This is a genomic window from Vibrio profundi (genome assembly GCF_005281835.1).
Classification (GTDB): domain Bacteria; phylum Pseudomonadota; class Gammaproteobacteria; order Enterobacterales; family Vibrionaceae; genus Vibrio; species Vibrio profundi.
Window position 1 is genome coordinate 1 of the sequence record NZ_RZIS01000006.1, and the last position, 22,263, is coordinate 22,263.

At 43.0% G+C, this 22,263-nt stretch carries 17 protein-coding genes, 1 rRNA gene and 1 other annotated feature; of the genes, 9 read left to right on the forward strand and 9 right to left on the reverse strand.

Features of this window, described 5'->3' with window-relative positions; genetic code table 11:
- The 4 genes from ELZ11_RS15140 to rluD all read right to left on the reverse strand — a co-directional run.
- Positions 1-77, reverse strand: a 16S ribosomal RNA gene (locus ELZ11_RS15140); the annotation flags it as partial.
- 520 nt (positions 78-597) lie between these two features.
- Positions 598-3,171, reverse strand: a complete 2,574-nt coding sequence (gene clpB, locus ELZ11_RS15145) for an ATP-dependent chaperone ClpB (RefSeq protein ID WP_137358267.1) — start codon at positions 3,169-3,171, stop codon at positions 598-600.
- 111 nt (positions 3,172-3,282) lie between these two features.
- Positions 3,283-4,008 carry a peptidoglycan editing factor PgeF gene (pgeF, locus tag ELZ11_RS15150; protein WP_137358268.1) on the reverse strand — a complete coding sequence of 242 codons (726 nt, stop codon included), beginning with the start codon at positions 4,006-4,008 and terminating at the stop codon, positions 3,283-3,285.
- Complete coding sequence (gene rluD / locus ELZ11_RS15155) at positions 4,008-4,982, reverse strand: 23S rRNA pseudouridine(1911/1915/1917) synthase RluD (protein ID WP_137358269.1); 975 nt, start codon at positions 4,980-4,982, stop codon at positions 4,008-4,010. The genes pgeF and rluD overlap by 1 nt, the downstream gene beginning before the upstream one ends.
- Before the next feature lie 138 nt (positions 4,983-5,120).
- On the opposite strand from rluD, the gene bamD reads away from it, so the two are divergent.
- From bamD to yjjX, 6 genes are all read left to right on the forward strand, one after another.
- The gene (gene bamD / locus ELZ11_RS15160; protein WP_137358270.1) at positions 5,121-5,846 is read left to right on the forward strand and encodes an outer membrane protein assembly factor BamD; all 726 of its coding nucleotides are present in this window, start codon (positions 5,121-5,123) and stop codon (positions 5,844-5,846) included.
- Positions 5,847-6,005: 159 nt separating this feature from the next.
- Positions 6,006-7,463: an MltF family protein gene (locus ELZ11_RS15165; protein WP_137358271.1), complete on the forward strand. Its 1,458-nt coding sequence runs from the start codon at positions 6,006-6,008 to the stop codon at positions 7,461-7,463.
- A 368-nt stretch (positions 7,464-7,831) separates the two neighbouring features.
- Entirely contained in the window at positions 7,832-8,167 is a 336-nt protein-coding gene (hpf, locus tag ELZ11_RS15170) for a ribosome hibernation-promoting factor, HPF/YfiA family (RefSeq protein WP_137358272.1), read from the forward strand.
- A 112-nt stretch (positions 8,168-8,279) separates the two neighbouring features.
- Positions 8,280-8,401: a sequence feature (Phe leader region), on the forward strand.
- A gap of 12 nt (positions 8,402-8,413) precedes the next feature.
- Positions 8,414-9,589, forward strand: a complete 1,176-nt coding sequence (pheA, locus tag ELZ11_RS15175; RefSeq protein ID WP_137358273.1) for a prephenate dehydratase — start codon at positions 8,414-8,416, stop codon at positions 9,587-9,589.
- A 240-nt stretch (positions 9,590-9,829) separates the two neighbouring features.
- Positions 9,830-12,151, forward strand: coding sequence for an EAL domain-containing protein (locus ELZ11_RS15180; RefSeq protein ID WP_137358274.1), 2,322 nt, complete (start codon positions 9,830-9,832; stop codon positions 12,149-12,151).
- A 1-nt stretch (position 12,152) separates the two neighbouring features.
- Positions 12,153-12,674 carry an inosine/xanthosine triphosphatase gene (gene yjjX / locus ELZ11_RS15185; protein WP_137358275.1) on the forward strand — a complete coding sequence of 174 codons (522 nt, stop codon included), beginning with the start codon at positions 12,153-12,155 and terminating at the stop codon, positions 12,672-12,674.
- A 74-nt stretch (positions 12,675-12,748) separates the two neighbouring features.
- Here yjjX and trpR read toward each other — a convergent pair whose 3' ends face one another.
- Together trpR and ELZ11_RS15195 are read right to left on the reverse strand one after the other, a co-directional pair.
- On the reverse strand, positions 12,749-13,042 hold the full coding sequence (gene trpR / locus ELZ11_RS15190; protein ID WP_137358276.1) for a trp operon repressor: 294 nt from the start codon (positions 13,040-13,042) through the stop codon (positions 12,749-12,751).
- A gap of 127 nt (positions 13,043-13,169) precedes the next feature.
- Complete coding sequence (locus ELZ11_RS15195; RefSeq protein WP_137358277.1) at positions 13,170-15,119, reverse strand: transglycosylase SLT domain-containing protein; 1,950 nt, start codon at positions 15,117-15,119, stop codon at positions 13,170-13,172.
- A gap of 265 nt (positions 15,120-15,384) precedes the next feature.
- Between ELZ11_RS15195 and ettA the strand changes: the two genes are divergently transcribed.
- The 3 genes from ettA (at position 15,385) to ELZ11_RS15210 (ending at position 18,592) form a co-directional block, all read left to right on the forward strand.
- The gene (ettA, locus tag ELZ11_RS15200) at positions 15,385-17,052 is read left to right on the forward strand and encodes an energy-dependent translational throttle protein EttA (protein ID WP_137358278.1); all 1,668 of its coding nucleotides are present in this window, start codon (positions 15,385-15,387) and stop codon (positions 17,050-17,052) included.
- Positions 17,053-17,152: 100 nt separating this feature from the next.
- On the forward strand, positions 17,153-17,521 hold the full coding sequence (locus ELZ11_RS15205) for a PilZ domain-containing protein (RefSeq protein ID WP_137358279.1): 369 nt from the start codon (positions 17,153-17,155) through the stop codon (positions 17,519-17,521).
- Positions 17,522-17,569: 48 nt separating this feature from the next.
- Positions 17,570-18,592: a M23 family metallopeptidase gene (locus ELZ11_RS15210; RefSeq protein WP_137358280.1), complete on the forward strand. Its 1,023-nt coding sequence runs from the start codon at positions 17,570-17,572 to the stop codon at positions 18,590-18,592.
- Positions 18,593-18,674: 82 nt separating this feature from the next.
- Here the strand turns inward: ELZ11_RS15210 and tyrA are convergent, their stop codons facing one another.
- The 3 genes from tyrA to nagZ all read right to left on the reverse strand — a co-directional run bounded on the left by tyrA (position 18,675) and on the right by nagZ (position 22,170).
- On the reverse strand, positions 18,675-19,802 hold the full coding sequence (gene tyrA, locus ELZ11_RS15215) for a bifunctional chorismate mutase/prephenate dehydrogenase (RefSeq protein ID WP_137358281.1): 1,128 nt from the start codon (positions 19,800-19,802) through the stop codon (positions 18,675-18,677).
- 48 nt (positions 19,803-19,850) lie between these two features.
- The gene (locus tag ELZ11_RS15220) at positions 19,851-20,924 is read right to left on the reverse strand and encodes a 3-deoxy-7-phosphoheptulonate synthase (protein ID WP_137358282.1); all 1,074 of its coding nucleotides are present in this window, start codon (positions 20,922-20,924) and stop codon (positions 19,851-19,853) included.
- 259 nt (positions 20,925-21,183) lie between these two features.
- The gene (gene nagZ / locus ELZ11_RS15225) at positions 21,184-22,170 is read right to left on the reverse strand and encodes a beta-N-acetylhexosaminidase (RefSeq protein ID WP_137358283.1); all 987 of its coding nucleotides are present in this window, start codon (positions 22,168-22,170) and stop codon (positions 21,184-21,186) included.
- Positions 22,171-22,263: the final 93 nt, after the last annotated feature.

Consider the following 22,263-nt stretch of genomic DNA (forward strand, 5'->3'; position numbering starts at 1 on the left):
AGTCGTTTCCGCTCGACTTGCATGTGTTAGGCCTGCCGCCAGCGTTCAATCTGAGCCATGATCAAACTCTTCAATTTAAGATTTTGTCGGCTCAATGAATACTGACTTCAAAACTACTAATGTAATTTTAAAGCTTATTATCGTTCCAACAGAACGATAATGAATTGACTGTGCCAAGACCGAAGTCTTGATTGGTCACTCAGCTCATTGAAACCAAAGTGATACCTAAGTATCAATTTTTGATATTCATCAACGAGTGCCCACACAGATTGATAGGTTTAAATTGTTAAAGAGCTTACTTCATCAAATCGCTTAGGACTCTCGAAGTGGACGGCCATTCTAGCGAGATAACACTTAGTGTCAAACACTTTTTAGTTATTTCTCTGAGAGTTAACTTTCTAACTCACCGTCATGTTGTCTAACTCATAATAAGTTTGGTTTCCCGTGACAACGGTGGCGCATTATAGGCACTTACTTGTGGAGTACAACCTTTAATTAGTGCAAACCATCCCGTTCGAACAAGTATTAAACAAATAGACTAAAAAAGCGGTAAATGGAGCACTAATTACTCTATTTACCGCTTCATTTATTCAACCGCTATTGATGAGCAATAATTTTATCGTTACTAACTAGCAGTTTTACTTTTTTCTCGGGATTTATCTTTCCGGCAAGAATAGCTTTCGCTAACGGGTTCTCGACACTTTGCTGAATCGCTCGCTTCAGTGGGCGAGCACCAAATACAGGGTCAAAACCAACTTGAGCAATCAATTCGAGAGCTTTATCAGACACATCTAACTGATATCCATTTTCTTCCATTCGTTGACCTAATCGATCAAGCTGAATTGAAGCAATCGACTTAATGTGCTCGCGCCCTAATGGATGGAACACAACACTTTCATCCACTCGATTCAAAAATTCAGGCCTGAAGTGCTTACCCACGACATCCATAACTTCATCTTTTATTCCTTGATAATCTAACGTATTAAAGTTTTCCTGGATACGTGTTGACCCTAAGTTAGAAGTCATGATGAGTACTGTATTTCTAAAATCTACAGTTCGACCTTGACCATCTGTTAACCGACCATCATCAAGAACTTGAAGTAAGATGTTGAATACGTCAGGGTGCGCCTTTTCTACTTCATCCAACAAAATTACTGAATAAGGTTTACGGCGAACAGCTTCTGTTAGGTAGCCCCCTTCTTCATAGCCAACATAACCAGGAGGTGCGCCAACCAGCCTTGCCACTGAATGTTTTTCCATAAACTCAGACATATCCACACGAACCATCGCATCCTCACTGTCAAACATGAAGTTTGCCAATGTCTTACATAGCTCAGTTTTACCCACCCCAGTTGGCCCTAAAAATAGGAACGAACCAATCGGCTTATTTGGATCAGATAAACCTGCTCGGCTACGACGAATCGCATTAGACACAACTTCAACCGCTTCAACTTGGCCAATGACCCTCTTGTGTAAAGCCGACTCCATTTTTAGGAGCTTATCTTTTTCAGCTTCAAGCATCTTAGATACCGGAATACCTGTTTGCTTCGATAATACTTCGGCAATCTCAGCGTCCGTGACTTTATTACGTAGCAGAGTCATTTCTTGCATTTCCGCCTGAGTGGCTAAATCAAGTTGCTTCTCTAATTCCGGGATACGTCCATATTGAAGCTCAGACATGCGATTAAGATCTCCGGCACGCCGGGCAAAATCCATATCCATTCGAGCTTGCTCTAACTCAGCCTTAATATGTTGCGTACCAGACAATGACGCTTTCTCTGCATTCCATACTTCTTCAAGCTCGGCAAAATCGCGTTCTTTTTCCTGCAATTCTTCTTGCAAGGTTTTAAGCCGCTTTTCACTGGCTTCGTCAACTTCATTTGTTAAAGCTTGCTGCTCGATTTTTAGTTGGATGATTTTGCGTTCCAACTTATCAAGTGACTCTGGTTTAGAATCAATTTGCATGCGAATACTTGATGCCGCTTCATCGATTAAATCAATCGCTTTATCGGGTAATTGACGATCGGATACATAACGATGCGATAAGCTCGCCGCGGCCACAATGGCAGGATCGGTAATTTCAACATGATGGTGAAGCTCATAACGCTCTTTCAGGCCACGTAGAATAGCCACCGTGTCTTCAACCGTTGGTTCATCTACTAGAACTTTCTGAAAACGACGCTCCAATGCAGGATCTTTTTCAATATACTGGCGGAATTCATCTAATGTTGTAGCGCCCACGCAGTGAAGTTCACCGCGAGCAAGCGCAGGCTTTAGCATGTTACCCGCATCCATCGAGCCTTCACCTTTACCAGCACCAACCATAGTATGAAGCTCATCAATAAAAAGAATGACATTGCCTTCTTCTTTTGACAGTTCATTCAATACTGATTTCAAACGCTCTTCGAATTCACCTCGATATTTAGCACCTGCCACAAGTGCTCCCATATCAAGAGAAAGAACTCGGCGTCCTCTTAGGCCTTCAGGCACTTCATTATTGATAATTCGCTGCGCTAACCCTTCAACAATCGCGGTTTTACCCACACCTGGTTCACCAATGATTACAGGGTTGTTTTTGGTTCTACGTTGAAGAACTTGGATCGTTCGGCGGATTTCATCATCACGGCCAATGACCGGATCCAACTTCCCTTGTTCGGCTCGCTCAGTTAGATCGATCGTAAATTTTTCGAGTGCTTGACGTTTGTCTTCCGCATTTGGGTCGTCGACTTTCTGCCCGCCACGGATCTGTTCTATCGCGCTGGAGAGCTTTTCTTCGGTCAAGCCAAGCTCTTTGAGTAATTTACCCAGCGCACCTTTGTCTTCAACGGCTGCAAGGAGGAATATTTCTGACGAGATATACGTATCTTGACGCTTTTGAGCCACTTTATCGCATAAATTAAAAAGCGTCCCCATAGCACTAGAAAGCTGGACGTCACCACCAATACCACTGACTTTAGGTACACGGTCTAACATTTCGCTAAGCTTGGAGCGAAGTTGTACCACGTCGATATTTAACATGGTCAATAGTGGGCGAATGGCGCTGCCATCTTGGTTCAGTAATGACACCATTAGATGGACTGGTTCTATATATTGATGATCACGACCCAGTGCGAGTGACTGAGCATCAGAAATCGCAACTTGAAACTTACTAGTGAATCGATCGAGACGCATACCAACCTTCCTAAATCATAGATATTTATCTTATGGTTAGAAGATGGATACGGTATGACACATTTTCAAGGGGAGAAGCGTTAAGCTGGAGTTTACTTAACTGAAAAAGGACTATTCAATCCAAATAAATGACGCTTGGCGGCCAGTCACGCCATCGCGGCGATAAGAATAAAAGTTATCTGGTTCAGCAAAAGTGCAAAGGTTTGAGTCAAAGACTTGCGTGACCCCTACTTTTTGTAAGCGCTGTGTCGCCAATTGAGACATATTGGCAAGCCATTTACCTTGTTCCTGTTTTTTTTCAAAGGCTTGAATCGCATTGCTATCAAACGTTACAAACGCATCTAAAACATCGACGCCAACTTCAAACGCAGCTGGGCCAATTGCAGGGCCTAGCCATGCCAGAACTTCGCCATCAAACTTAGCAACAGCATTTTCAACAATACCACCAGCCAGTCCTCGCCAACCAGCATGCACCGCTGCAACCTGTGTCCCCTGAGTGTTAGTTAATAACACAGGTAAACAATCAGCCGTCATTGCAGAGCACACCACACCTGAAACTGTAGTAAATACACCATCAGCATCCAATATTTCTGAAGTAGGCGTTTTACAAGTCGCTATCGCTGTTGAATGGGTTTGGTTCAACCAAATTGGGGGGGTAGGCATAGAAGCTTGCTCAGCTAACCACTGCCTATTTCGCTCAACAAGAGAAAGCTCATCCCCAACATGCGCCCCAAGATTTAGACCTTGGTATTGGCGAGACGAATAGCCACCTTGACGCGTCGAAGCAAACGCTTTGACATTCTTTGGTGCATTCCAGTTAGGGATGATCATCTGCATTAGATGTCGTCTTCTTTATTTTCACGAGCATCAACTCGTAATGCTTCAGCCATAACGACCATATCGTTAGGAACCGGCGCATGAAACTCCATCTCTTCACCTGAGATAGGGTGAACAAACTTAAGCATCACGGCGTGCAAAGCTTGACGATCAAATGAACGGATCATGTGAGTCAGCTCTTCAGAAGCACCTTTAGGGATTCGAGCACGGCCGCCGTATGCAATATCCCCAAGAAGAGGGTGTTGTAGATATGACATGTGGACACGAATTTGGTGAGTACGGCCAGTTTCTAGACGTAAGCGAATACGCGTATGTTCACGGAAATGCTCCGCTACACGGTAGTGAGTGATCGCAGGTTTACCCAGCTCATTCACAGCCATTAAAGTACGTTTCGTTGAGTGACGACCAATCGCCTTCTCAATCATGCCACCAGCCGTCATTTTGCCAATTGCGATCGCTTCATACTCACGAGTAATACGACGCTTTGCGAGCGCACGAACCAAACGAGTTTGAGCAGGTACGGTTTTCGCTACCACCATTAAGCCTGTGGTGTCTTTATCAAGACGGTGCACAATACCTGCACGCGGAACTTCAGCGATCTGAGGGTAGTGATGCAGTAAGGCATTCAATACCGTACCGTCAGGAGTACCAGCACCAGGGTGAACAACAAAGTCACGTGGTTTGTTTATTACCAAAAGGTCGTCATCTTCATAGATAATATCTAGAGGAATGTCTTGTGCTTCCCAGCGTTCTTCATCTTCCAGTTCAGCTTGTAAGACGATTTCTTCACCGCCCATTACTTTAACGCGTGGTTTAGTGATAACTTCTCCATCCACTTGGATTTTGCCATCAAGAAGCCATTCTTTAATGCGAGAACGTGAAAAATCGGTAAAGAGTTCAGCGACAGCTTGGTCTAGACGTTGACCTAACTGGCTGCTTTTTACTGTGTCTGTTAATGTGATCTGCTGAGCCATATCGAACTTTTTTAAAAACCGTGAGACTAATACCCATTACTATGGATAAAATAGAATAATTGCATCATTGTATCTGTTACTGGTTAGAAAGTAACGGAAGCTTACGAAATATTTAAATTCAAGGAATCGACTCCTGACATGAAACACCTTACTTTATCGGGTCTATTAGCCGTAACACTCTTAGTTGGCTGTTCAAGCAGTGACGAAATTGTTCCTGATGTTCCACCTTCTGTGCTGTATTCAGAAGCGCAACTTTCTCTGCAAAGCGGCAGTTGGTTAACTGCAATTGAAAAGCTGGAAGCTCTGGACTCTCGCTACCCATTTGGTGCGTACTCGGAACAAGTACAGCTCGATCTGATTTACGCTTACTACAAAAATGACGACCTAGCTCTTGGCCTAGCAACCATTTCTCGTTTTATGCGCCTAAATCCAACTCATGAAAAACTGGATTGGGTACTGTACATGCGTGGATTAACGCACATGGCACAAGACCGTAATTTTATGCACGACATTTTCAACATTGATCGTAGCGACCGAGATCCTGAGCCAGTAAAACTCGCATTTGCTGATTTCAAAAAACTGTTAGAGCGCAGCCCTAACAGCCCATATGCCGAAGATGCGCAAAAACGCATGTTCGCCTTGAAAAACCGTTTAGCAAATTACGATTTAGCGACCGCTGATTTTTATCTGCGCCGTGAAGCATGGATTGCGGCTGTCAACCGAAGCCAAGAATTGCAACGAACTTTCCCAGACACGGTGGCAGCTCGAAAATCTTTAGAAATTCAATTAGAAGCGTATAAGCAGCTAGGCCTTGAAGATGCCGTAGCTAGAACGGAAAAGCTGATTGAATTGAACCCACTATAAACTCAATTTCGTAAAATCCTCAAAAGCGCCTTTATTTCGATAAATGGCGCTTTTTTAATAGCTTTTCCCAAATTTTAGAGCCATATCATATACCCTACAGCAACTTGCCACTCATCCATTATGTATATATGCTGAAAATAATATTAACAAAACATCAACATGGACGTGGGTGTGAAAAAGTTACTTATTATCTTAAGCATATTAATATGCGCTCCCTTTAAATTAGGGGCTTTGGAGCTCTCTCCTTTAAGCAAAGAACCCTACACTGGGGACTTAGACGAGCTCACAAAAAAGAACATTGTACGTGTTCTTGTTTCTGCCGATCTTGGGTTTTACTACATTGAAGGAGGCCGCCCCAAAGGGATCATCGCCGAGCTTCTTTATTACTTTGAAAAACAACTCAAACAAAAAAACCAATACATGAACATTCAGATCATCCCAGTACAACGAGATGATCTACTTCCCTCCTTATCACGCGGTTATGGTGATCTTGCTGTCGCCAACTTAACCATCACAGAGAAGCGCTTAAAAAACGTGGATTTTAGTAATCCCGTCATTAAAGACGTGCAAGAGTTGATCGTTACAGGGAAAAACCACCCACCTATTTCTTCCATCGAACAATTGAGCGGCAAAGAAATTTGGGTTCGTGCCAGTTCCAGCTATTTTGAAAGTATTCAGAACATCAACCAACAGCTCAATGAAAAAGGCTTACCACCGGTCTTTGTTCAGTTCATAGAAGAAACACTACAAGACTATGAGCTCGTTGAAATGATCAACCAAGGTTACATCGAAGCCACGGTCCTCGATAGCCATAAAACCGCTCTATGGCTCAATGTATTAGACAACATTCAAGTACACAGAGATTTTCCATTACGCGATTCGGGACAAATTGCTTGGGCGCTGCGTCACAACAGCCCAAAACTGAAAAGCGAAGTGAACCAGTATTTAAAGAAAGCAAAGACAGGCACCCTACTTGGAAATGTTATCTATGGGAAATACTTGGGGAATACAAAATGGCTTAGCCGCGCTTTAAACCCCAGCAAAATTGCAAAGCTTGAGCATTTATCTGCCTTATTCAGCCAATATTCAAATCAATATGAGTTCGATTCATTAATGATTTCAGCGCAAGCTTATCAAGAGTCAGGGCTTGATCAGAGTAAAGTCTCTCACCGTGGGGCGGTAGGCATAATGCAAGTTCTACCGAGCACAGCCAAAGACCCGAACGTTAACATCAAAAATATCTACGAAGTAGAAAACAACATCCACGCAGGCGTAAAGTACATGCGCTTCATAAAGGACAGGTACTTCGATAATGAAGAAATCTCCATTGATAACCAAATCTACTTTTCATTAGCCGCCTACAATGCTGGCCCTGCCAAGATTCGAAAAATGAGGCGCTTAGCCATTAAACATGGCTATAACCCTAATATTTGGTTTAAAAATGTGGAAGTCATTGCGAGAAGAAATATCGGCAGGGAACCAGTGCACTATGTAGCGAACATCAATCGTTACTATGTCATCTATAAACAACTCGATAAGATCCAGCAGATTCGCAAAGAAGGGAACGCCCAATTATTGCCGAAACAGCCTGTCTCACTGATGCACATTTCGCAGTGATCGCCACCATTAAAAATGCCGCTCTAAGAAGAGCGGCATTTTCTAATTCAGAGCTAGGCTAAGTATTTTCACTATGCATGAAGCAAAATCACATAACGATGATGATTACGAAATAATCAAACCTTTTTTAAGGTTGTCACAGGGCCCCAAAAATGAATAATTTCTAGCGCTTACCTTTCTCCCAATTTATCCCAAAACGCATTGATAACAAGATATTTTATCCAATAAAGAACAAACATTTGCGTAAGATCACATTTGATTTCATTCCCTTTAGCACCTCACACAAAGGTGATTTAGATCACATTTATTTTGTGCCTGATCAGTAATCTGGAGTTAACCCATGAGGGATACAACAGAGGAAAACTTCTATGAGAATGAACATCACTGGTAAAAATATCGACATCACCTCTGCAATCCGTGAGCACATAGAAAGCAAATTTAAAAAACTAGAAAAGTGGCAAGTAGACATCATTGGCTGCCAAGCAAGTTTTAGCGAAGAACCAAACAAGAAAAAGAAATTTGAAGCCGTAATCACAGTACCAAAAGGCAAACTTGTGGCTTCATCAGTTCATGACGACCTTTACGTAGCCGTCAACGAAGTTGAACAGAAACTAGAGCGACAGCTAAACAAACTTCGTCACAAACCAGAAGCACGCCGAGCAGAGAAACCTGAAATTGAAGAGCTCGAAGCCGAAGCTGAATAAGTAACAAGAAAGGATTTAAAAAATAGCGCCGTTGAGGCGCTATTTTTTTGCTTGACGCTCTACCCTAGCTTGCTTATTGTGTTTAAACATTCATAAAGTAATCACTTTTTATGCACACAACTCATCTGTTTATTTTTGACTTCTTTTTTCTTCCGTAAATCGGAGGCTAAGTCGTTTTAGAAAAACAAGTCAAAAACGAACAGAAAGCCTCCCAAAGAAGGGAGGCTTTTTTATAAGGACACATTCATGACTGACCGCCAAATTTCGCTTGATGAAATTCGCCTTCGCTTAAACGAATTAGATGATCAACTACTCAGTTTACTTTCAGAGCGACGCAAGCTCAGTATTGAAGTAGCCAAGAGCAAAGTAGAGACATCCAAACCGGTACGTGACGCAACACGTGAACAACAGCTTCTCGTAAAATTGATCAATAACGGTAAAGACAAATACGAACTGGATGCCCAGTACATCACTAAGTTGTTTCATACCATTATTGAAGACTCAGTATTACTTCAGCAATCTTACCTGCAAAACTTAGCCAACCCACAAAGCCGTAAACCACTGGCTCGCGTGGCATTTCTTGGCTCTAAAGGTTCATACTCACACCTGGCGAGCCGCGAATACTTTAGCCGCAAGAATACAGAGTTGATCGAGTTAAACTGCGAACACTTTAAAGAAGTGGCGAACACCGTAGAGTCTGGCCATGCCGATTACGGCGTGTTACCGATTGAAAATACAAGCTCAGGTTCAATCAATGAAGTTTATGACTTATTGCAGCACACCACGCTCTATATCGTCGGCGAGTTAACCCAACCGATTGAGCATTGTTTAGTCGCCAAAAATGACATCAAAATCGAAGATATTAAAACGCTGTATTCACACCCTCAACCGCACCAACAATGCAGCGAGTTTTTGAGTCGATTAAAAGGTGTGACGTTAGAATCATGCGCGAGTACCGCTGATGCCATGCTAAAAGTAAAAGAGTTAGGCACTGACGATGTAGCCGCTATTGGAAACTCGTCTAGCGGTAAGCTTTACGGTTTACAACCAATCCAAGGCAACATTGCTAACCAGACGGAAAACCATACTCGCTTCATCGTTGTCGCTCGTAAGCCAGTAGAAGTTTCACCTCAAATCCCAGCGAAAACAACGCTGATCATGTCCACCTCTCAAGAGGCTGGCTCATTGGTTGAAACACTACTAGTACTTCAGCGTCATAACATCAATATGACCAAATTAGAGTCACGTCCAATCATGGGCAACCCATGGGAAGAGATGTTCTACGTCGACCTGGAAGCACACTTAGACTCAGATAATATGCAGCGCACCATTTCTGAGCTCACTAAGATTACTCGCCACTTGAAAGTACTAGGCTGCTATCCAAGCGAGAACGTAAAAGCGACCCAAGTAAAACTTCAATAATTCGTGTAACACTCTCACAGTTCATCGCGAGCTGTGAGAGCAATTCACCATACAAATACACCAACCAAAATCCATAAAAAACCACTAAAAACACATCAATATTCAAGCCCTAACACCAGCCTCTAAAAATGAAACTGGGCTCACATCACACGTGCTCATTGAAATTATCAGTAAAAATAGTGAATTGGCTAAAACATCTATAAACTGACGCGCTTGTTTTGAATAATATAGTTAGGAATCATGAAGCTAAGTACTAAGATTCTACTTCTCATAGCACCGGTCATACTCTGTAGTGCTGCAGCGTCCAGCTATATTATTTACACCAACCAAAAAAGTGTTTTCATTAAGCGTGAAGACAATGCCTTGCAGCTCAACATGGAAAAGTTGGCAGGACACTTTCGACAAGCTCGAACCTTTCTCAATAGCTATTCTTATACTCTGACTAAAAGCGATATTGTCAGGCGCTACTTTTTACTCGAACAAAACCCTGACCGTGATTTAGAACTTGTCGATAGTCTGCACCAAACCATTAAACTACTCCAAGATGGTGACCGTAGTTTCACAGGTCTAGCACTATTGAACGGGCGACAAGAGCCCATCTATTACGCTGAAAATAACGATGAGTCATTAACCGAGATTGACCCAAAACTGCTCAAGCACATTCGTTCCCAATATCAAAAGACGCTCGATACTTCCAACATCAGCTTTACCAGAAATTCTCAAGGCGAAGGGATGCTCGTGCGTTACGAAGTTTTAGACCGACGCACTATCTCTGCTCCGCTCAATTATCAGCTAGATGACGTGTTTTTTCTGGTTATTGCCGTATCACTGGATAAATTCAACACACTGCGCAAACAAATCGAATACGACTACCAAACTAGCCTATTTTTCTCGGATAGCCCTATTCTTGTCGACAACGGTCTGACCCAATCCATTGAATTGGCTCCAAGCTTATACGCTACCGTTGATCCTGCTCAGTTCCTACTGGATAACCGACTCAACGATATCTGGAACAAGCTGAGTGCTTCGTTTGCGCTGTCTGCTTTACTGACCATGGCACTGTTGTTAGCGCTTTTATATAAAACGGTGATCAACCCCATCACTCGCTTGAATCAGCAACTACTTTTGGTTGAAAGGCGTAAACGAAAAAATATTGAAAAGCTCGGGAGTAATGATGAGATTGGTCACCTCTCTGAACGCTTTTACGATATGTATCAAGAGCTGGACAATACTTACCAACGAACCAAAAAACTGGCTGAGAATGACCACCTGACTCAACTGGCTAACCGTCACCAATTTCAAAATTACGTTGAACGTGTTTTAGTTGAACCACACCTCAGCAGCAATGTGTGGATCCTGTATTTAGACCTAGATAATTTTAAGTTTGTAAACGACAAGTACGGGCACCAAATTGGCGACTCCATACTCGTGAGCTTTGCTGAGCATATGGCGAAAGTCTGTGAAGATTTTCGAAGCCAGCATTTTGCTGTCAGCATGCCGTCTCGTCTTTCTGGGGATGAATTCGCCATTTATTTACATGCGCCGAAGCAGGCAAAAAAAGCCGCTGAGGAATTTTCTCAACGCGTGATTGAACCGCTGCAAAATGGCTTCTTAACGAAGATGGGCAGTTTCCCGATCACGGTAAGTATCGGTATCGCCACTTATCCGAATGATGGCGATAATATCGAAAAATTGCTTTCTAATGCCGATACAGCAATGTACCAAGCCAAACGAGCAGGCAAGAATCAATTCTCTTTCTACTCACTCGATTTAGACAAAGTGGTTCAACGCCGTGGAAACATCGAGCGCGCGTTACGAGAGCATAACTTCGATGATGAATTCCACCTAGTGTATATGCCGTACATGGATACTCCCGGGAAACAGGTCATCGGGGTGGAAGTGTTATTACGTTGGCATTCAAAGCAGCTTGGAATAGTCTCTCCTGATGAGTTCATTCCTATTGCCGAGCAAACCGGTTTGTTCCAGCTAGTCGATAAGTGGGTCATCAAAACCGCGTTTGAAAATTATCACAACGTGCAGGCTCAATTTGAACACGATATTCATTTATCAATTAACCTCTCTTCTGCTGAGTTGGAAACCACTCATTTGGCCGATTTCATTGATTATCATGCGACTAGAAATAACATTGAACCAAGTCTCATAGATTTTGAAATCACAGAAACCTTTGCCACAGAGTCTCAAGGTTTCCCGTTACTCAATGAGCTTTCACGTTTGGGGTACAAACTTGCTATCGATGACTTTGGTTCGGGGTATACTTCAATCACTCAATTAGTTCAGTATCCAGTGCAAAAAATAAAGTTAGACAAAGGCTTTTTGGAAACACTGATCCGTACTGATAACCAAAACATCATCAAACCTATTATTGGCTTGTGTCACGCTCAAAATAAATCGGTCACTGCTGAGGGGATTGAAACCCAAGAAATGCAGCAATGGCTATCTGATTATCAATGCGACTTCATGCAAGGTTACTACTTTGGAAAGCCTATGAAGGTGGAAGAACTCGCTAATTGGTACCAAGAATTAAAAGAGAAAACGAACTAAAATGAAATCCGTAATTATCGCATCCTTAAACCCGGCAAAAATCAATGCGGTAAAGAGTGCCTTTCAATCTGCATTTCCTGAACACACTTTTAACTTTCAAGGCGTAAGTGTAGCCAGTGAAGTGGCCGACCAACCAATGTCTAATGAGGAAACCCATCTAGGGGCGGTCAACCGTGTTAAGAATGCTCAGCAAGCGATTGCCAATGCTGACTTTTATGTAGGACTAGAAGCCGGCATTGAAGGTAACGTGACTTTTGCATGGATGGTGATTGAATCTGACGGGCAGCGTGGTGAATCACGTTCGGCCAGCCTAATGTTGCCACCAGCGGTTCTCGCAAAGCTTGAACATGCGAATGAATTAGGTGACGTGATGGATGAAGTATTTGGTACTGACAATATCAAGCAAAAAGGCGGCGCAATTGGATTACTCACTCACAATCAGCTGTCGCGTAGCTCGGTGTATCACCAAGCATTAATTCTTGCACTCATTCCGTTCGTAAACCCAGAGCACTTCGCAAAGTAACCCTCACCTTACTGAACCAACAACAACGCAGCTTCAACAAAAACGCTAGCCGAAGCTAGCGTTTTTATTCGATATTATTTCAGAAGTAAATTAGCAATTTCCGCTTTTTCTTGCTCGGATTTCGCTTTCAGTTCATTTGAACCTCGGGTGATCGTCGCTACACCGACACCAAGCATCTGGCTTACCTGTCGCTGGGATAAGTCCCCTTTCAGTAGCTCACACAAAATATTCACTCTAGCGACCAATGCATCCCGCTCATCTGGAGTCATCATCATCGTCAGTAACAATTCGTGTTGGTCATTTTCCGCTGCAGTTTTCACAAGATCCATTAACTGCTGCCAATCATTATATTCTGGTTGTGATGTCATGTTACCTACATTTACTGCTGAACTATTTGAGCATTGTATACCGAAAACCACCGTTAAGTGTCTAAATTAACACTAAGAACGTCCCACCAATACAAAGTGAGTTTGTATTGGTGAGTGACATGCTCGATTAATATTTAGTTTTCACTTCGTGTTCTTTTAAGAATGCCCCATCAATCCCTAGAATATCTCGGTAATAGGTTTCGAACATTAAAATGTTCTGCACATAACCACGGGTTTCTTTAAAAGGGATCGCTTCAATAAAAGCGTACGCATCCAACTTCCCCGCTGTCCTTTCACGCCACTGCTTCACTCGGTTTGGCCCTGCATTATAAGCAGCAAAAGCGAAGATACGGTTGTTATCGTATTGGTTAAGCAGTCCATCCAAATAGTGGCTACCAATTTCGATATTTTTACCTACTTGGTATAAATCTTCACTGCCTTGATAAGAAAGCTTGTATTTCTTAGCTGTGTATTTAGCCGTGGTTGGCATGATTTGCATAATACCACGGGCACCTACAGGAGAACGAGCCTCACTGTCTAGAGCACTTTCTTGCCTCGCCAATGACATCAATGTGATTGGGTCGATATCGTGTTTTTCAGCATAGAACTTAAACCACCACTCGTGAGCGACAGGGAAGCGCAACGTCAGGTTGTCCCACATTTTGGCTGTAATGCTGGCGGTCACCGTTAAGTGGTTCCAGCCTTTTTCTGCTGCGTAAGCCGCCAACATCGATTGTTCTTGTTTGCTCGTTCTCCGCAATAACCAACGCCACTCACTTTTCGCTGCCGCTATCTTATCGAGTGAGATAAGCTCTTCGATTCTCAATAAATCTACGAGATAAGGTTCAATAACGGCACGTTCAAAATTCAAGGTTGACGTTGAATACTGCACCGATTGTTTGAGCTCTTTAGCTGCCGCCACGCTGTAGAAATTACGTTCGCCTGTAAGAGAACGTAATCTTTGATAACCTTCTTTCGATTGACCTTGCGCGACCTCAGCTCGCCCTAACCAGTACTGCCAGCGCAATGAAGCTTGGTGTTTGTCATCAAGCTTACTAATCCAATGTTGCACACCAGACCAATCAGCGTACTGAATGGCAAGGCGTATACGTCGCTCTAACAACACTTGCCTTGAAGACTTATTCAGAACCTGATCTCGCCATTCCGCTAACCTCTCATCGTTCGTGTTAATCAAACGAAACGCGATGTACTCCGCGAGTTCTTGCTGTTTCTTAACCTCGAACTCTTGCGCTTCCATCACTGCGCTGTACTTCGACTGGGCCTGTGAAGCCGATTTTCGAGCCAGTTTTTCAAACGCGTATTCAGTTTGAGAGCGGTTAAAATCACTTGGGCTATGTTTCTTCGCAAAATTCAGTACAGACTCAGGGTTACGATATAGCGCTTTCATCGCCACAGCCTGTTTTTTCTTCTCTGAAGCATTGACTTGCTTAATCAAATAGCTCATTAACTTGCCATTACGATTATCAAACGCCAGTAACATGCGCTCTAAGATCCAGTCGTCAGTGCGTAATCCAGCTTTATCCCAACTTTCAAAAAGCGGATCACAGTAATCATTGATACCATTACCACTCAACCAAAGTTTACCCGCCCCTTCATACGCGAAATCTTGATTTCCTTGCTCTAAGTGGGCGCGGTAATAAATGCATTGGTACTGTTCACCAACAGGTTCCACTTTCTGAAAATCTACAATTAAATCCCAACGCTTTTGGTTCGCAAGTGTGGTCAGGTAAGGTGCTCGAATGCGATTAGAAAATGGAAAGTTTTGGTTATCTTCAATAAAAGCTTCAACTTCTTTCGGTTCTTTATCAGACAACCCTGCTAAAAACGCTCGATAATCGGTATAGGGTGTTAATGGATAGCTCGCAATATTTGGACGGATTTTCTGGTAAGCCGTTATATTTTTCTCGTCTAGCAAGTCTTGCGCTTTTTGATACGTCGCTCGCTGCATATCAAGCTCAGATGCAGGAGTCGCGGTAGCCGTTTGGCTGAAGAACAAAGTCGAGAAAACAGCAGAAGTAATTGCGGCGACTTTGGGCTTTAACAATTGAGAAAACATGCGCTCTATTCCTTAGTGCGTGTTTGAATGCGTATAGATAACTATTAACGACAAATCTAGACTCAAATGTAAAGGATTTGAATGTAAATATTATTAATTTAACAATTCTGATTCAGCCTTTGTTTTAAATTATGAACTTTGCACGATTATCGTAATTCCAATCTAGAACGCTCAACAATGATTTCCTAGTCAAGGAGTAACAAACTTGACGATATTGGTATAAAATAGTGGCTAATTTTGAACAATAATTAGGAACGATCGGCAAATGGCTGAATACGTATATACCATGTCTCGGGTGAGCAAAACTGTGCCACCTAAACGTCAAATTCTTAAAGACATTTCTCTTAGCTTTTTTCCTGGCGCTAAAATCGGTGTTTTAGGTCTAAATGGTTCAGGTAAATCTACCTTACTACGTATCATGGCAGGTATTGATACTGACATTGATGGCGAAGCTCGCGCACAGCAAGGCCTAAATGTAGGTTACCTACCACAAGAGCCTGTTCTTGATGAATCTAAAACGGTTCGTGAAATCGTTGAAGAAGCCGTGTCTGATGTTGCTGGCGCATTAACTCGCCTAGACGCAGTTTACGCAGCTTACGCGGAAGAAGGTGCAGATTTCGATGCACTAGCGAAAGAGCAAGGTGAACTGGAAGCGCTGATTCAAGCGAAAGACGGTCATAACCTAGAAAGCGCATTAGAGCGTGCTGCTGATGCACTTCGCCTTCCTGAATGGGACGCTAAAATTGAACACCTATCGGGTGGTGAGCGTCGCCGCGTGGCTATCTGTCGCCTGCTTCTAGAAAAGCCAGACATGCTGCTTCTAGATGAACCAACCAACCACCTGGATGCAGAATCTGTTGCGTGGCTTGAGCACTTCCTTGTGGATTACAGTGGTACTGTTGTGGCAATTACCCACGACCGTTATTTCCTAGATAACGCTGCTGGCTGGATTTTAGAACTTGACCGTGGTGAAGGTATCCCATGGGAAGGCAACTACACTTCTTGGCTAGAGCAAAAAGACGAACGTCTTAAGCAAGAAAAAGCGGGCGAAAGTGCTCGTCAGAAAACCATTGAAAAAGAACTTGAGTGGGTTCGTCAAAATCCGAAAGGCCGTCAAGCTAAGTCTAAAGCTCGTATGGCACGTTTCGAAGAGCTTACTACTGGCCAATACCAGAAGCGTAACGAAACCAACGAACTATTCATCCCACCAGGTGAGCGTTTAGGCGATAAAGTTCTGGAAGTGAAAAACCTGACTAAATCATTTGGTGATCGCGTTCTTATCGACGACCTATCGTTCAGCATGCCTAAAGGCGCTATCGTGGGTATCGTGGGTGCTAACGGCGCGGGTAAATCTACGCTATTCAAAATGCTAAGCGGCGCAGAACAACCAGATTCAGGTACTGTTGAGTTAGGTGAAACCGTTAAACTAGCGTCTGTTGATCAGTTCCGTGACAGCATGGACGACAAGAAAACAGTATTCCAAGAGATCTCTGAAGGCGCTGATATCATTAAGATCAACAACTTCGAAATCCCTGCTCGTGCTTACTGCTCTCGCTTCAATTTTAAAGGCAACGACCAGCAGAAGATCATCGGCGAGCTGTCTGGTGGTGAGCGTAACCGTGTTCACTTAGCTAAGCTGCTAAAAACAGGTGGTAACGTATTACTACTCGATGAGCCTACCAATGACCTAGACGTTGAAACACTACGTGCACTAGAAGAAGCACTGCTTGAATTCCCAGGCTGTGCAATGGTTATCTCGCACGACCGTTGGTTCTTAGACCGTATTGCGACACATATTCTAGATTACCGTGATGAAGGTCAGGTTAACTTCTACGAAGGTAACTATACTGAGTACAGTGAGTGGTTGAAAAAAACTCTTGGTGCTCAAGCGGCTGAACCTCACCGCATCAAATACAAGCGCATCGCAAAATAATATTGCTTGTATTTAAACCAAAGGCCGCTATGATCAGCGGCCTTATATAGTTTATGAGCCACCATACTTTAACTTATTGATAGATAAGAGAGAACTAATCATGGTAGAAAGAAGGCGTTTTTCACGCATCCTTTATCAGGTTCCAGCCAAAGTAGCTCAAGGCAATCTTGTGCTTGAAAGTTTCGTTCAAGACCTGTCTTTACATGGTGTGTTATTGCAATGTGATAGCAGCTCAAAGCTTAATGAATCTTTACCTATCACCGTGGGCTTTACGCTCAATGAAAGTGATATTGAAATTCAATTGGAAGCGTCCATTATTTCGACTAACAATACCTCAATGCGCTTGAGAATAGAGCATTTAGATATTGATAGTATTAGCCATTTAAAACGCTTGGTTGAACTCAATGTCGGTGACGATAGTCTTCTCCATCGTGAGCTAGAATATTTATCTGATTTAGGTGATGAATAATTTTGACTCTGTAGACAGCGGATCTGTCACACCAATTTATTAGTTAGTATGTCCCAAAAAGTTTCCATCACCATTCCCTCGAGCCAAGGGAAGCAAACCTTTCACCTTGGCCGAAAGTCCGTCTCTGCTATCGTCTTGACCTTAGTTTCAGCTCCCCTACTACTAGGCGGTGCGATTTACTTACATCTTGATAATAAGCAGCAAGCCGAACAAGCTATGTTGAAAACTCGAACCGAGTTTCAGCACACCTTAGCTCAGCTTAGTAGCAAAAATGGTGAGCTTGAGTCTCTGTACCAAGAGCAAGTCGACACCAACCACTCACTGTCTCAAGCCCTAGATGAAAAAGAAGGCAAAATTCAACTGCTAGGTAAGCGTGTCTACGATGTCGAATCTGTCTTAGGACTGGCGAGTGAGGACTTAGTCACTAACGATACCTCGTTAGAAGAGCGTATAAATACAGCCGCGATCGATTCGGCAGTACGAGCGACGATGTTTAGGTTAATCCCTAACGACAGTCCGATGACTTATCAGAGAATATCGTCCTCTTATGGTCGCCGTACGAACCCAATTACCGGTAAGCGCCATACCCATACCGGCATCGACTTAACTTGTAAACGTGGCGAGCAAATTCTCGCACCCGCGGATGGTGTTGTTGAAACCGTAAGGCCAAGTAAAAAAGGCTTCGGCAATTTCATGACTCTTCGCCATTCATTCGGCTTCATGAGCTCATACGCACACCTACAAAAATTTAAAGCTCGTAGCGGGCAGTTTGTTAGCAAAGGCGATGTAATTGCGACTTGTGGTAATTCAGGAAACTCTACCGGCCCTCACCTTCATTATGAAGTACGCTTTTTAGGACGCTCTTTGAATCCACAATATTTGATGGACTGGACACCTGACAATTTTAATTACGTGTTCGAAAAAGAGAAAAAGGTGAAATGGGGACCGCTCGTTCAATTGATTGATAATGTCGTTCGTCTACAAATCAATTTGACCAACGTGCCGTATAGAGATTCGAGTATTGAAACCGTCTCTAGTGAAGATACCAGTCAGGAACTTGAGACTAACTAGCAATCACGAATTAGAAACTTTTCTCGAAAGCACAAAAAAGAGCAGCCTTAGCTGCTCTTTTTTTAATTCTATGTTCGTTCAATTACCCACGGTGGATTGCGTCATTTGCTTGTTTCAAAAGGTTCTGACTTTCATCTAAGAACTGCTGCGAGTAGTCACCAAACCAGTGACTCACTTCATTGAAACTTTCAACAAATGTCGCTTTATCTTTGCCATCGAGAATCTTCAGCGCTTCTCCAAAGCAAGCGTGGAATCGGCGAATCATTTCAATATTCTCGTCTGACGATAAAATGATATCGCCGTACAAGTTAGGATCTTGAGCAAACAGCCTACCCACCATCGCAATTTCTAATCGGTAAATAGGGGAGCTCAGCTTAAGCAATTGATCGATATTCGGGTTTTCTTTACTTAGGTGCAAACCGTAAGCGAAAGAAGTGAAGTGGCGCAGGGCTTGAATCAACGTCATGCCTTGGTCATGGTCACTGGCATCCATTTGGCAAAGGCTTGCGCCCCAAATCCCAAACTGCTTCAACAACCATTGGTAACTTTCTTCACCACGGCCGTCACTGTAGACAATCACTTGTTTTGCAAGGCTTGGAACGTCTGGGCCAAACATAGGGTGAAGACCAACAACAGGACCTTGGTGAACGTCTAGCATAGCTTGTAATGGCTTAGACTTTATCGATGTTAAATCACATAAGATACAGTCTGATGGTAAGTTGCCTAGCTTTTCAATCACACTCTGCGTGAGATTAATTGGCACAGTCACGACAACCAAACCAGCATTATCTAAAATCTCATCGGCACGGTCCCAGTCTTGGCTACCCAACACTTTTACCTCGTAGCCAGACAGAGTAAACATACGCCCGAATAAACCACCAAGCTGGCCGTTACCACCAATAATGACCACTGAACGTAATTCAGGGTTTAAACACTTAAAACCCGAATCTTTTTCGCTTGCATAAGATTCACGCATTGTTCGACGTAAAATATCTTCAATCAGCTGAGGTGGGATACCTTTCTTCTCAGCTTCTTGGCGACGAGAAGCAAGCATAGCCGCTTCGCGATCTGGTGCGTAAATAGGTAAACCATGTTCACTTTTTACTTCACCGACTTTCTCTACTAACGCTAAGCGTTGAGAGAGTAAGTCCAACATTTGTTTATCGACTGCATCAATTTGGTCGCGTAATTCGTTCAGTTCAACGGCCATTTTTCTTCCTTACCAATCTTTAAGCTCTGACTATTATTTAAGCCAGTACTAGCCCTTTAGGCGATTTTCTAAAAACGGGACTAGTTCCGTGTGTGCATGCTTCAATAGTGCCTCAGTTGAGTCCCAATTGATACACGCGTCGGTAATTGAAACGCCGTATTTCATTTCATTCAATGGAATATCTGAAGATTGGTTACCTTCGTTCAAATGACTCTCAATCATTAAGCCAATAATTGACTTATTCCCTTCACGAATTTGATGAATCACATCTTCAGCAACCAATGGCTGACGACGGAAATCTTTACGAGAGTTAGCGTGGCTACAGTCCACCATTAGTGACGCATCTAAGCCTGTTTTTCCTAGCTCTTGCTCACATTCATGTACTGAAACTGAATCGTAGTTTGTTTGTTTACCACCACGTAAGATTACATGACCATTTGGGTTACCTTGCGTTGTCAGTAGTGCTACCTGACCTTCACGGCTGATACCCATAAAACGGTGGCTTGAAGAAGCTGCTTGCATCGCGTTAATCGCCGTGCCTAAGTTGCCATCCGTACCATTTTTAAAACCAATCGGCATTGAAAGGCCACTTGCCATTTCACGGTGCGTTTGTGATTCAGTAGTACGAGCACCAATTGCTGCCCAGCTAAACGTATCGGCTAAGTATTGAGGGCTAATTGGATCAAGAGCTTCAGTAGCCAGTGGAATTTCCATTTCAGCAAGTTCTACTAACAATTCACGTCCCACATGCAGGCCATGCTCAATATCGAATGAGCCGTCTAGATGTGGGTCATTGATTAAACCTTTCCAACCTACTGTTGTACGAGGTTTTTCGAAATAAACACGCATGACAATATACAGTTGGTCGCTAAGTTGCTCAGAAAGTGCCTTTAGACGCTTCGCGTACTCTTTAGCCGCTTCCACATCATGGATAGAACAAGGGCCACATACAACTAATAGGCGGTGATCCTTCTTATGAATAATGTTGGCAATAGTCTGACGAGACTCTTGAATAAAGCGACGAGCGTTATCGCTCAATGGTAATTTCGCTTTTAGCTCCTCAGGAGTAATCAGTACCTGTTCGTCGATAATATTGACATTGCTTAATTCACTTTTCTGCATAACTCAACCTGTATATTTATTTTTACACCCAATACTTCCATCTGGGCCAATCAATCTTTGAAACTAAAATAACAGCAATAAAAAGGATTGCAAGTGTAAACAAAGAAAAACATTTACTGTAAACAAAGATTTACATCAACGAAAATTAGAAAGCTGACACAGAAAAGCGATGTAAACATTCATATTCCACAATAAAAAAGAGCCAAATCAATGATTATGGCTCTTTAAAATAAATTATCGATGAAAAAACACGCGACGTTTAACTATCCAATAAACGCTTCATTGCTTCTGATGATTGTTTCCACTTCTCTGTGGTGTGCAGTTCAGAAAGAGAGAAAGATTGCTGCTTAATCAAAGTATCTGCGATTGGAACTTCCATGATTGGCAGATTATCCAACACTTCTACTTGTGCAGCTCGTTGGTTACATACCAATACCATGTCACAACCAGCTGCTAACGCAGTATGCGAACGCTCCGCTGGTCCGCCCATAATTGCTGCACCTTCCATAGTTAAATCATCTGAGAATATTAATCCCTTGAAACCAAGTTGTTTACGTAAAACATCTTGCAGCCAATACTGAGAGCCGCTTGCAGGGTGCTTATCATAATGTGAATACACCACGTGCGCTGGCATCATCGCATCTAAAACCCCAGATTCAATTTGTGCTTTAAATACCGCCATGTCGGTTTCAAAAATATCATCACGGTCATCAAATGGTGTTTCTAAGTGCGAATCTGCAATCACCCCGCCATGCCCTGGAAAGTGCTTACCTGTGGTCGCCATACCAACAGATTTCATGCCTTTCATATACGCAGAACTATGACGAATAATGGTAGAAACATCTTCTCCAAAGGAACGGCTACCTATCGCTTTACACTCGTGTCCTTTATCCAGCACAGGCGCAAAGCTCAAATCGATATCATGGGCAACAAGCTCAGCCGCCATCAGCCAGCCCGCTTGTTCCGCCAGTTGTTCGCCGTTATTGTGTTTGGCGAACTCCTGAGCTGCCGGGATGATAGAGAAACCTTCTCTAAAACGTTGAACTCGCCCACCTTCTTGATCCACACCGATCAATATAGGTCGCTTGGCTGCTTTTCTAATCGCTGTATTCAACGCCAGCAACTGCTTACTATCGTGATAATTACGAGCAAAAAGGATCACACCACCAACGGTAGGATGCTCAATAATTTCTTTATCTTCAGCGCTAAGTTCACACCCTTCTACATCAAGCCACAACGGTCCCATATTTATCCTTAACTCAAACCAAATTTCATAAGCTTACCGAGATTATTCCGTTTGAATTTGCATTACAATGTTTTTGACCCCATGGCAGAAGAG

Coding starts and splice junctions, on each gene's coding strand:
- ettA (WP_137358278.1), top strand. CDS start 15,385: ATGGCTGAATACGTATATACCATGTCTCGGGTGAGCAAAACTGTGCCA.
- tyrA (WP_137358281.1), bottom strand. CDS start 19,802: ATGGCCGTTGAACTGAACGAATTACGCGACCAAATTGATGCAGTCGAT.
- rluD (WP_137358269.1), bottom strand. CDS start 4,982: ATGGCTCAGCAGATCACATTAACAGACACAGTAAAAAGCAGCCAGTTA.
- bamD (WP_137358270.1), top strand. CDS start 5,121: ATGAAACACCTTACTTTATCGGGTCTATTAGCCGTAACACTCTTAGTT.
- pheA (WP_137358273.1), top strand. CDS start 8,414: ATGACTGACCGCCAAATTTCGCTTGATGAAATTCGCCTTCGCTTAAAC.
- hpf (WP_137358272.1), top strand. CDS start 7,832: ATGAGAATGAACATCACTGGTAAAAATATCGACATCACCTCTGCAATC.
- nagZ (WP_137358283.1), bottom strand. CDS start 22,170: ATGGGACCGTTGTGGCTTGATGTAGAAGGGTGTGAACTTAGCGCTGAA.
- ELZ11_RS15195 (WP_137358277.1), bottom strand. CDS start 15,119: ATGTTTTCTCAATTGTTAAAGCCCAAAGTCGCCGCAATTACTTCTGCT.
- ELZ11_RS15180 (WP_137358274.1), top strand. CDS start 9,830: ATGAAGCTAAGTACTAAGATTCTACTTCTCATAGCACCGGTCATACTC.
- yjjX (WP_137358275.1), top strand. CDS start 12,153: ATGAAATCCGTAATTATCGCATCCTTAAACCCGGCAAAAATCAATGCG.
- ELZ11_RS15210 (WP_137358280.1), top strand. CDS start 17,570: ATGTCCCAAAAAGTTTCCATCACCATTCCCTCGAGCCAAGGGAAGCAA.
- ELZ11_RS15220 (WP_137358282.1), bottom strand. CDS start 20,924: ATGCAGAAAAGTGAATTAAGCAATGTCAATATTATCGACGAACAGGTA.
- ELZ11_RS15205 (WP_137358279.1), top strand. CDS start 17,153: ATGGTAGAAAGAAGGCGTTTTTCACGCATCCTTTATCAGGTTCCAGCC.
- ELZ11_RS15165 (WP_137358271.1), top strand. CDS start 6,006: ATGGACGTGGGTGTGAAAAAGTTACTTATTATCTTAAGCATATTAATA.
- clpB (WP_137358267.1), bottom strand. CDS start 3,171: ATGCGTCTCGATCGATTCACTAGTAAGTTTCAAGTTGCGATTTCTGAT.
- trpR (WP_137358276.1), bottom strand. CDS start 13,042: ATGACATCACAACCAGAATATAATGATTGGCAGCAGTTAATGGATCTT.
- pgeF (WP_137358268.1), bottom strand. CDS start 4,008: ATGCAGATGATCATCCCTAACTGGAATGCACCAAAGAATGTCAAAGCG.